General features: G+C 26.9%; 10 protein-coding genes. 6 read left to right on the top strand and 4 right to left on the bottom strand.

Annotation, left to right across the window (positions count from 1 at the left end; all coding sequences use genetic code 11):
- Positions 1-12 precede the first annotated feature (12 nt).
- On the bottom strand, positions 13-789 hold the full coding sequence (locus tag Q1X91_RS04990; RefSeq protein ID WP_300753956.1) for a hypothetical protein: 777 nt from the start codon (positions 787-789) through the stop codon (positions 13-15).
- Positions 790-798: 9 nt separating this feature from the next.
- The gene (locus tag Q1X91_RS04995) at positions 799-1,485 is read right to left on the bottom strand and encodes an ATP/GTP-binding protein (protein ID WP_300753958.1); all 687 of its coding nucleotides are present in this window, start codon (positions 1,483-1,485) and stop codon (positions 799-801) included.
- Between the two features lie 233 nt (positions 1,486-1,718).
- On the opposite strand from Q1X91_RS04995, the gene Q1X91_RS05000 reads away from it, so the two are divergent.
- The 6 genes from Q1X91_RS05000 (at position 1,719) to Q1X91_RS05025 (ending at position 6,703) form a co-directional block, all read left to right on the top strand.
- Positions 1,719-2,390 carry a hypothetical protein gene (locus Q1X91_RS05000; RefSeq protein WP_300753960.1) on the top strand — a complete coding sequence of 224 codons (672 nt, stop codon included), beginning with the start codon at positions 1,719-1,721 and terminating at the stop codon, positions 2,388-2,390.
- Positions 2,391-2,395: 5 nt separating this feature from the next.
- Positions 2,396-2,917: a hypothetical protein gene (locus Q1X91_RS05005; protein ID WP_300753962.1), complete on the top strand. Its 522-nt coding sequence runs from the start codon at positions 2,396-2,398 to the stop codon at positions 2,915-2,917.
- 97 nt (positions 2,918-3,014) lie between these two features.
- Complete coding sequence (gene ftsA / locus Q1X91_RS05010; RefSeq protein WP_300753964.1) at positions 3,015-4,262, top strand: cell division protein FtsA; 1,248 nt, start codon at positions 3,015-3,017, stop codon at positions 4,260-4,262.
- 211 nt (positions 4,263-4,473) lie between these two features.
- The gene (locus tag Q1X91_RS05015) at positions 4,474-5,439 is read left to right on the top strand and encodes an Rpn family recombination-promoting nuclease/putative transposase (RefSeq protein WP_300753966.1); all 966 of its coding nucleotides are present in this window, start codon (positions 4,474-4,476) and stop codon (positions 5,437-5,439) included.
- 108 nt (positions 5,440-5,547) lie between these two features.
- Entirely contained in the window at positions 5,548-6,063 is a 516-nt protein-coding gene (locus Q1X91_RS05020; RefSeq protein WP_300753969.1) for a YfbM family protein, read from the top strand.
- Between the two features lie 22 nt (positions 6,064-6,085).
- A complete protein-coding gene (locus tag Q1X91_RS05025) occupies positions 6,086-6,703 on the top strand; it encodes a hypothetical protein (RefSeq protein WP_300753970.1) in 618 nt (205 codons plus the stop codon).
- Between the two features lie 126 nt (positions 6,704-6,829).
- On the opposite strand, the gene Q1X91_RS05030 is transcribed toward Q1X91_RS05025, so the two are convergent.
- Complete coding sequence (locus Q1X91_RS05030; RefSeq protein ID WP_300753971.1) at positions 6,830-8,656, bottom strand: methyl-accepting chemotaxis protein; 1,827 nt, start codon at positions 8,654-8,656, stop codon at positions 6,830-6,832.
- Between the two features lie 5 nt (positions 8,657-8,661).
- Entirely contained in the window at positions 8,662-10,470 is a 1,809-nt protein-coding gene (locus Q1X91_RS05035) for a methyl-accepting chemotaxis protein (RefSeq protein ID WP_300753974.1), read from the bottom strand.
- Positions 10,471-10,958 lie beyond the last annotated feature (488 nt).

The following is a 10,958-nucleotide window of genomic DNA, read 5'->3' on the forward strand; positions in this document are numbered from 1 at the left end:
ACATAATAAAATTTATATGTCGTCCAAATCATCTAAATCTATAAAATCATCCATAAATCTTTCATATCCCGATATTATGTTTTTATAAACACTCCCTTCCATAATTAAATTATTAAATTTTCTAAGATTTATAAAATATTCATAAAGCATGGAAAAATCATTTTTAAAAGTGTTTTTCCACACGTCTTTAGCAGATTCAATAACATCAATATTATTACAATTTATTATCATGTATCTTAATCTATTACTGTTTACTGACGGCTGAGTAGAAATAACCATATCTATATGTTTATCATTAACAAATGCTAATTGATCCTGACAATATACAGAATTAACAACACTCTCATCTACAGGTATTAATTTCTCATTTTCATCTAAACAATTATTGGCATAGTAATTAATACCGTTAAATATCAAAGTAATATAAAAAGGCTCTATACTTTTATTCATAGATTTAAGCTCAATCAAAGTGTTAGCTAAATTAGTCAAAGCTATATCATTTAACTTCATTTTTATTTGAGCATCTGATACATGCATATCCTCTATCACAGCACTATGCATCTGATTAACACCTATATAATCAACACTTTTTCCTAATCTTGCCGAATTAGAAAATAAAAAATTTTTATAAACATTATCTGAAACATAGCATTTCTCAAAAGTTTCATCATCTAAAATAATAGCATCTTTATCCGAACGTCCCTGATACTGACTATAAAACACAGTTTCATATACACTTGGTGAAAGCATAGAAGCTATCTCATATAATCTGACGTTATTATAATCCATAATCAAAAACTAAAAAACATTTCCCGTGACTTTTATATCATAATCCATCACAAATAAATCATATTCAGCAGTCATATTGGGATTCTTACTATAAAATTCCTTATCAACACAAGTAAACTTTACTGGAATATTTCTCTCTTTTGAAACTTCAGAGGCTATCATCTCACCTCTTTCTATATCTTCAACTGATGTATCATTCATCAAATGAGTATTATTAATTATAGCTGTAGCTTTTAATCCAAGAGTTGATTCTATACTTATTAAATGACCCAAAGCATATTCTACAGTAGAGTTTTCCTCTCTATTAGCATTAAGTACGAAAAATACATCTGTTTCACTAATATCAGCATTATCTCTAAAAGTAGCAAAAGACAAACTTCCAGCTGAGTTTCCTCCCATATCTACTATTCCTATAATGTCTTTTCTATCAAATATAGAATACACTTCAGCAGATACAGCAGGTATATCAGCTCCAGACTGCGGAAGATAAGTACCTATCACTTTGATATTTTTATTTTTTAAATACTCTGAATGCTCTCTAGACCTAAAATAAGGATTTACTACATCCAAATCAGCTATATAAATTTCCTTATCAGTATTTTTTCTGATATACAAACCATAATTAATAGAAAAAGTGGTTTTTCCCGCTCCGTAATGACCGCATATTATTGTTACACGATTATAGTATTTACTCATCAAATAATCCTAATAAATTTACCAGTATCTAAAATATAATATATTTAATAATTTTTTCAAATTTTTTTTACTTAAAAATAATTCACTAATTATAAAATTTATTCTCATAATGTCAAATTTAATATACCATAAAATCACTATAAAAAATAAAATTTACTGCTTGAAAATTTAAATAAAGCCGATATTATATAGTAAGATTCTATTTTGATAACTTAAAAAATTAGGAATAAACTATGAAAAAATATATAATTATTTTGATGTTTATATTTGGCTGTTATCTGTTTCCGCAGTATGCTACAAATGATGCATATGTACCAAATAATAATAACAATACAGTAACAGAAGAAAATAATAATAATAATCAGGACAATAATACAGAATATATAACCAATGATGCTGTTATGGGAAGAAAACCTGCTGTAATAGATACTCCTATAACTGGTTTTAAAAATATTACTCTAGGTGCTACAAGAGAAGACACTATAAATGCCATACTAGGCGACAATACTATGACTTTGCCTAAACAATATATGACAGGTACTGTAGATTTATCTGCTGAAGAGAGTGCTGATTTTCTAGCATTGGAAGAAAATAAATTTTATAAAAGCGGTTATTTTGTTTTTAAAGATGATTCGCTATACTCAATAACTATAAATTTCCAGCCTAATCAGGTTGATTTTTTGGAACTTTTATCAGCATTAAATGCTAAATATACTAAAGGATCATTCTTAGATGCTAATACTGTTGCTTGGCAGAATGGAGATACAAGAATAATATTAGAAAGACCAAGTGTTGTTAAATATATCAATATGAGCAATATTACAAGTACTTCTGATACGAGAATAAAAGAAAAAGAAGAGGCTCCTCCTCAGAATACAAGAAAATCAATATTGGAAGGGCTTTAATAAAAATGCATAAATATAAAGTAATACTAATCATTACAATAATGACATTATTCATATCGTCATGCAGTAAAAGTAATAATGAAAGAAAAGAAAATATACCAAATAGAGTAGAAATTATTTTAAGCGATGATATAGATAATATAAATGAAGAAAATAAAGAAGTAAAGGAATATAATGAAGATAAGTTAAAGCAAATGGCTTTATCATCTTTAAAAGAGTTCTATTCTATGCCTTATAATAAAGAAAATGTACGCATAGCTTATGAAAAGTTCTATTCCTCCAATTATAAAGAAATATTAAGAAAAAGCAGAAATATAAAAAACGCTGATGAGTACGTACAAAGCGATCCTTCACTTGATTTCGAATTTGAAACAAAAATAGATAAAGTATACGATATAAAGCTGGACGGACAAAAAGCATATATCGATGTAGACTCTTCAGTATATGACAGAGTAGAAGATACCACTTCAAAAGCAAGACAAACTTTTATAATGTGCTATGAAAATAACAGATGGGTTATAATGTAAAAATATCAAAAAACTTATAAAAAATTATTATTAATCATACTTTATATTTTTCCGACACTATTAACATAATATTATACTATTTAATTAGGAGTTTACCTTGAAAGAGCCAATTATAGCGGGATTAGATGCTGGAAGTGCATCAATAAAAACCGTCATTGCCCGTGTTAATGATGATAAATTAGATGTTATAGGAATAGGTGAAAGCGAAAGTGAAGGCATTAAAAAAGGTGTAATAATCAATATAGATGCTGCTGCTAATGCTATAGAAAAATCTATCAATGAAGCCGAACATATGGCTGGCTTGCAGGCTCCTGATATAATTGCTGCAATAGGCGGAGATCATATTAAAGGATTAAACAGCAAAGGAGTTATCGGGGTAAACACAAAAGATAAAGAAGTTACTCCTCTTGAAATCGACAGAGTTTTGGAAAGTGCTAAAAATATATTAATGCCTGCTGACAGAGAAATAATAGAGGCTATAGAACAGGAATACTCATTAGACGGACAAGATGAAATAAAAAATCCTGTAGGTATGTCTGGTACAAGACTTGAAACCAAAGTGCATATCATAACTGGTCTTAAACATGTAAGCGAGCATCTTAGAAAAACTTTAAATAAAATGCGTTTTTCTGGAAAAGACTTTATAGTTAATATACGCGGAAGTGCTGAAGCATGCCTTACTGATGATGAAAAAGAATTAGGTGTTGTTGTATTTGATATAGGGCATTCTACTACTTCTATGATGGTATATTTAGAAGGTTCTGTTTGGCATACCGCTGTTATACCAGTTGGAAGTCAGCATATTACTAATGATATAGCTGAAGGACTTAGAATAACAATACCTTCTGCTGAAAAATTAAAAAAAGATCATGGATTTGCTTTTATCGATATGGTAGGAGAAAAAGAAATTATTGAAGTACCTACTGCAAGCGGACAAATGCGTACCATACCTAAAAGAGTTTTAACTGAAATCATACAGCCTAGAGTGGAAGAAATATTTAGTTTATGCGGAAAAGAATTAAGTAAAATGAAATATATTGATTCTCTTTCTGCAGGAATGGTATTTACAGGAGGAGGAGCATTACTACCTGGTCTTGTAGAGCTTGCTAAGGCTTATCAAACTGCTGTTAAAGGGGCAGCACCAATAACTGCAAGAATAGGTGTACCTGACAAAATAGAAGGTATAAGAGATATTGCAAATAATCCTGCCTACTCTGCCGTTGTCGGAATACTTATGATGAGTTTAGATGAAGCTACTCAGGTTAATGTACCTCATAAAAAAACTACTGAAAAAGGTAAGTTTAAATTCAATTTTAAAAATCCTTTCTCCGAGTTTTTCAAATAATTCGAAATTTAATAACTAATTAATTTTTAAACCTCATATATAATCTATATGGGGTATAGATTTTTATTATCTCCAATAAAAAGTTATTCTCTTTTTTATGTATTAAAAGTTCACTTATCGAATATTCTCAACTTTTATAATAAATTTCGCAATGCTAAAAATCAACCATATACATTTTGACAAATTAAATCATTTTTAGTATAATTAAACTATGAAAGAGATTAACAGACTTAATGATTTATTTGTACGATATCTAATTGGTACTGAAGGCGATGAAGATATATTAGAAAATATTGTTAATGCCGTTTTAAATGATGTAGGCTTTGAATCTGTTGGTAATCTTGAAATTATAAATCCTTACAACTTACCTGAAAATGAAAATTTAAAAGAATCTATACTTGATGTTAAAGCAAAAACTAAAGATGGTAAGAAAGTTCTTGTTGAAATACAGTTAATTGGAAATAATAATTTTATAAAAAGAATATTATACTACATAGCTAAAAATATAACTTCTGAGTTAAAAGAAAGTGATTTATACATTAATATAAGTCAAATGATTAGTATTAGCTTTATCAATTTTAATTTAAATATAGGAAATGAAACTGATATAAAAAGAGAGCATAAATGTTTTATATTTGCAGATGTTAATAATCCGAATCTTAGACTTGATGATTTTCAGATACATTTTATAGAAATTAAAAGATTTGCAGAAATATTAAAAAACGCCAGTATAGATGAATATAACAGAAATAAACTTTTATCTTGGATTGATTTTTTTACAACTAAAGATTTAGAGAAAGATATTGATAAATTAGTAGGAGGTAACAATATAATGTCTAAAGTAATAGATAAATACAAAAGATTTGTAGCCGATGAAAAAGAAATGTCAGCATATAATGAAAGGGACACTTTTCTCTACGGACAGGCTGTTATGCTTCAATACGAAAGAGCAGAAGGAAAAAAAGAAGGTATAGAAATAGGATTTCAGAAAGGTATAGAGAAAGGTATAGAGAAAGGTATGGAGAAAGGTATAGAACAAGGCATAGAGAAAGGTATAGAACAAGGAGAAATAAATAAAGCAAAGGACATAGCATTAAATTTAAAAAACATGAATATGAGTAATGAAGATATAAGCAAAATAACAGGTTTAAGTATAGATGAAATAAAAAAATTATGAACATCTGATAAGTCTTTTATAATTAAATATAAATAAAAAAACTTTAATTTTACAAAATAATTAATTGAAAAGTTTTTAATAAAAAATTAATCATGCGGAGTTATAATTATGGGCTGTTTGGGAGTATTATTTGCTTTAAGCGATAAGGATTTAAATAAATTATTAAAAACTTCAAGACTTGAAAGACCTGATTTTGTTTGTGAATATTTAGAAGAAATATACTTTGAAAAGCATAAAAAATATGTTTATGAACTTGATAAATCTTGGGACGCTATGCATAGATGTCTTTCTAATGACGGGCTTTTAGTATTTGGAGATGATAATTATCCTTTAGGTTCTATTATAATGGGGGGCGATGTTTTATACGGAAACGGTGATGAAGAAGAAGATTATATTATCACATTAAAAAAACAAAATATTGTTAAAGACATAGCCGAAAAAATAGAAACCATCACAAAAGAAAAGTTCAAAGAAAAATATTTCAAAATAGATGAAAAAAATTATGAGTATCCATTAAGTGATGAAGATTTTGAATATACTTGGGACTATTTTTATAGAAGTATAGAGTTTTGGAAAAATGCTTCTGAAGAAAAAAGGGCTGTAATATTTACAGTTGACCAGTAAAATTATTTTTAATATTGTAATAATGAATAAATATTTTATTTTTTTACTTTTTACTCTTTATATAAATGCTTTTTCAATTATGCCTGATGATATTTATAAATTAAGCGATTTAAAATATAAAGGCTATGATATACATAGAGAAAAATCTGATATAATAGGTTTTCATAAAGATGAATATAATTATAATTTATTTTTAGAAGATGATAATTTTGACACTAATAATTTATATATTAAAACATTCGATAAAGATGCTGATATTCAATTAAAAATAACTGAAAATCAAAATGAAAAATACAATATAAAAATTTTAGAAATAAATATAATTAAATTAGACCGTATATTAAACACATATAAAATCAGTATATACCCTACTCTATTTAATATAGAAATTACAGACGGATATAATAATTATAAATCTCTAAAAGAAAATAAATCGTTCATAATAAAAATACCAAAAAATATTTATGACAGTATAAATGAAAAAAATATAAACTCATTTCTAAAAATATATTTCTTTTTAAATGGCAGTAAAGAAATAAAACATTATAAAGAAAAAAATAATTATAAAACTTTTGATATAGAGCTATTCAGCAGATATCCTCATTATTTTAATGTTTATAATATAAAACTAATTTATTAAAAATAGCCTTATTTCAAGAGTATTTTAATAATTATTCAGCCTTTTTTGTACTAAAAATCCATCAAAGTATGTTCATAAAAAAGCTGATACTAACAAAAATATAAACGTTAACAAAATAGTTTAATATCACTTAGAATGTCCAAATTTGAAGAAAGAAAGAACCTCTACTATATCCTCTGCCATTTTTGAAGTTTTAGCACTAGCCTCAGAAGCCTCCTTTGATAATTCTTCATTCTTTATCATTATATCATTAATTATTCCTATATCATTATTAATATTATTAATACGTTCTGTTTCTTCTCTTGATGATTCTGATATATCTTCAAGTATTTTCGAAGTAGAAACTGAAGCCGCTGCTATAACATCCAAAATTTTAGAGCTCTTAGATACAGATGCCGTACCATTTTCAATTTTTGAAACAGCATCTTCAGCTATTACAGTAATATCTTTAGTAGCCTCTGATACAGTAGAAGCAAGTTTTCTTATTTCGCTTGCAACAACAGCAAACCCTTTACCCTGATCGCCTGCACGTGCCGCTTCTACTGCAGCATTAAGAGCCAATATATTAGTCTGTAATGCTATTGACTCTATGGATTTAGTTATTTCAAATATTTTCTTAGCTGAATATTGTATTTCATTCATACTTGTTTCTATTTCAGAAATAGTTTGAACACCTGTTTTTGTTGTGTTTTCCATTTTATACATAGAATCTTTAGAAGAAGCTATACTTACAGATGATAAATTAATTGCTGCTGATATATCTTTTAACGCCTCATCTAATTTTTCCAAATTAACAGCCTGTACATATGCTCTTTCCAAAAGTTTTTCACTAGATTTTGATATTTCTATACCAACATTATTAATATCCTCTATTGCTTTTTTTATTTTAAATACTAATTTTCCTATATTAGCTTCCATATTATCTATGGCCCGAACCAAATCACCAGCTCTGTTATGTTTAGAAAGTATCTTTTTATCTATTCTATATGAGAAATTACCATCTGCCATATTATCAATAGCATCAACTGCCATATCTAAATATCTTAAAAGAGGAAGAAGTACTATAGAAGTTAGAAATACTCCCATAATTAGAAGAAATATAACAACAAAAGCAAAAGTTAAAACCAATTTTTTACGTATAGCATTATAATTATCCAAACTTCCTTTTACAGCCAAAGCCCAATTTACTCCGTCTATTTTACGTATGCAGTACCAATTATTATTTTTAATTAATATAGGAGAATTAAGATTATCAACATATTGTTCTGCCCCATTAAAAACTTCATCATTATTAAATATAGTAATGCCGTCTTTTAGAATATAATCTGCATTACTATGATTCATATAATAACCATCATGTGTAATCAAAAATATATTATTATTATCTATCATTTCATCATAACTTTTTACGGTATCAATACTTGAAAAATCTATTCCTATTACACCTTTTAATTTGCCATTTGTATACACAGCTTTTGAGAAAGTTATAAGAAGTTTTTTAGTATTAAAATCTATATAAGGCTCTGTAATGTATAATCCATTTGTATTTAAAGCACCTCTATACCAAGTTCTTGAAGTTTGATCATAATTAGTAGGATACTGATGTGTTACACTAAGAAATAATCCTCCTTCTTCTGAAGCAGGTATATAGTTTCCATAAAGTATATCAAAAAAAGACTGTCTTTTATTATAAACATTAGTTAAAGATGCCCCTATTTCATATGAAGTTAAATCAGATTTTATATAAGAATCCAATATATTTAACACCAATTTTATATTATCAATATCTCTTTTTACCGAATAATCTATCTTATCAATACTTATATTTATCTGTTCTAAATAGTTATTTTTATAAATATTTTTAAATAAAATAAAAACAATTACAGATGATATAATAATAAATATAGAATATGGAATAATTAATTTTAGAAAAAGTCTTATATTATTTTTCATGATAATTACTCCTTACTGCTTTTAAACTTGAAGAAAGAAAGCTCTTCTGCTATTTCATTAACTATTTTAGAAGCCTTCATACTAGATTCAGCACTTTCATTAGCAAATTTTGTATTGCTTTTTGTTATTTCATTAATTTTAGAAACTATGGTATTAATATTATTTATTCCAGTTCTTTTATCATTAGACATCTTATAAACTTCAGAAAGCGAATTTGAAGATTCCAAAGCAGAAGATTCTATACTGTTAAGTACATCAGAAGATTGATTTACAAATTCACTTCCATTTTCTATTTTCGAAACTGCCCCTTCTACTATATTAGTAATATTATCAGCAGAATCTGTTACTGTCTGAGCCAGAGTACGTACTTCTGTAGCGACAACAGCAAAACCTCTTCCCTGATTTCCTGCTCGTGCTGACTCAACTGCCGCATTAAGAGCAAGAATATTAGTTTGTGAAGCTATTTTCTGTATAGTTTCTATGATATTAGAAATTTTATTACTAGATTCTGTGATCTCATTCATATTATCTTTTATTTCACCTATCATCTTAACACCAACTTTAGTATTCTTAAACGATTCATCACTCATAGATTTAGCATTATCAGTTTTTTTGGCGGCATATTCTATGGAAGATGATATTGAATTAATAGCATCTGTCAAGTTGGATAAAGCATTGGACTGTTCATTTGCTCTTTCTGATAATTCTACACTGATTTTTGCTATAGCCTCACCATTTTTGTTAACTTCTTCTACACTAGTCTTTATTTTATACATTGTTTTGCCAAGATTTCTCTGCATTTTATCTATAACATCAGAAAGTATTTTAGCATCGTTTATTCTTGATTTATTACTGCTAATTCTTAAAGTAAAATCACCTCTTGCCATATTTTCCAAACTTACTATAACATCATCTAATCTGTCTGAAAGCGGTACTAATGATATAGATGCTATTATCAATTCGCCTGCTATAAATAATATTCCAAAAAGTATAAGAAAAATTATTAAATATCTTGTACTTTTATAGTAAGATGAAACATCGCCTTTAACTGCAATATACCAAGGAGCATTATTGATTTTTTTTACAGTATACCAATAATTACCCTTTATATATATTGCATCATCTTTCATATTATTTCTAAAATAAGAAAATAAATCATCAGAAAATAAAAGCATATTAGTATTTAATATATATTCACTATTATCATGAGTTATATACAAACCGTCTTCTGTAACAACATTTACAGTTTTATCAACCGTGTTATTTCCTATAACAACATTCATATTATCAAAATCTATACCAAAATAACCTGCAAATCTATTATCAATCTTTATCTTATTAATAAAAGTTATTACCAAATTACCTGAATTAAAATCTATATAAGGTTCTGTTATATATAAATTTTTCTGAGAATTATAAGCATTAATATACCATTCTCTTTCAGTTTGATTATAATTTGACGGATATGTTATTCTTGAACTTATAAATATTCCGCCGCTGCTGTATGGAACAGTATTACAATAAAATACATCAAAATAATTACCAAACTGCTTAACATTTGTAATAGTTTGTGCTATATTAGAAGTACTAATACCTATTTCTGCATAAGAACTTAAAAAATCAAGAGAATTTATTATATCATCTACTCTGCTTTCTATATCATTTTTTGTCGTTTCTACATTTAAAGATATGCTTTTAAAATAGGAATCTTTATTAAGAGGAATAAATATTGACAGAAGTACAGCACTTATTATTAATACAAAAATAATGTAGGGCAATAAGAAACTTATTATAAGTTTGATTCTGTTTTTCATAAAAAAGTCCGAAATATATTATATAAATTAGGATATAGAATTTAAAAAAAAATTTCAAGTTAATAAATATAAAAATAACATATAAATTTTTATTTTCATGATCAGTAATAGACTTGTTTCAAAACTAATTTTATTTATAACTTGTGTGGACTAGCCCAACCGCTCTGCATACTACATAACATCCCCACTTCTTTTGCCTGCCGTAGGCAAGGCACCTACTTGGTGGTGACCCAAATAAGCATACTCTGTACACCTTCGGTGAAAGACTGCATATTTATATATTAAAATTATAGTTTATGCAACATGTAAAACATAATATTTGTAATTTTAAAATTAAACAATTTTATATTTAATGTTATCAAGTAGTCTTGAAACAAGTCTAATAATAAATTTGTTTAAGAGCCATAGATATTGCACAGTTTTAGTTTAAAAAAAGGAGGTATTCCTTATAATTTAAATTATCACAACAAACAAAAAGGAATAGCTAT

This window comes from uncultured Brachyspira sp. (assembly GCF_949287625.1).
In the GTDB taxonomy this organism is placed as follows: Bacteria; Spirochaetota; Brachyspiria; order Brachyspirales; family Brachyspiraceae; genus Brachyspira.

Excerpts from the sequence above, each read along its gene's own strand:
- Q1X91_RS04990 (WP_300753956.1), bottom strand. The coding sequence starts at position 789 with ATGGATTATAATAACGTCAGATTATATGAGATAGCTTCTATGCTTTCA.
- Q1X91_RS05025 (WP_300753970.1), top strand. The coding sequence starts at position 6,086 with ATGAATAAATATTTTATTTTTTTACTTTTTACTCTTTATATAAATGCT.
- Q1X91_RS05000 (WP_300753960.1), top strand. The coding sequence starts at position 1,719 with ATGAAAAAATATATAATTATTTTGATGTTTATATTTGGCTGTTATCTG.
- Q1X91_RS05030 (WP_300753971.1), bottom strand. The coding sequence starts at position 8,656 with ATGAAAAATAATATAAGACTTTTTCTAAAATTAATTATTCCATATTCT.
- Q1X91_RS05020 (WP_300753969.1), top strand. The coding sequence starts at position 5,548 with ATGGGCTGTTTGGGAGTATTATTTGCTTTAAGCGATAAGGATTTAAAT.
- Q1X91_RS05035 (WP_300753974.1), bottom strand. The coding sequence starts at position 10,470 with ATGAAAAACAGAATCAAACTTATAATAAGTTTCTTATTGCCCTACATT.
- Q1X91_RS05015 (WP_300753966.1), top strand. The coding sequence starts at position 4,474 with ATGAAAGAGATTAACAGACTTAATGATTTATTTGTACGATATCTAATT.
- Q1X91_RS05005 (WP_300753962.1), top strand. The coding sequence starts at position 2,396 with ATGCATAAATATAAAGTAATACTAATCATTACAATAATGACATTATTC.
- Q1X91_RS04995 (WP_300753958.1), bottom strand. The coding sequence starts at position 1,485 with ATGAGTAAATACTATAATCGTGTAACAATAATATGCGGTCATTACGGA.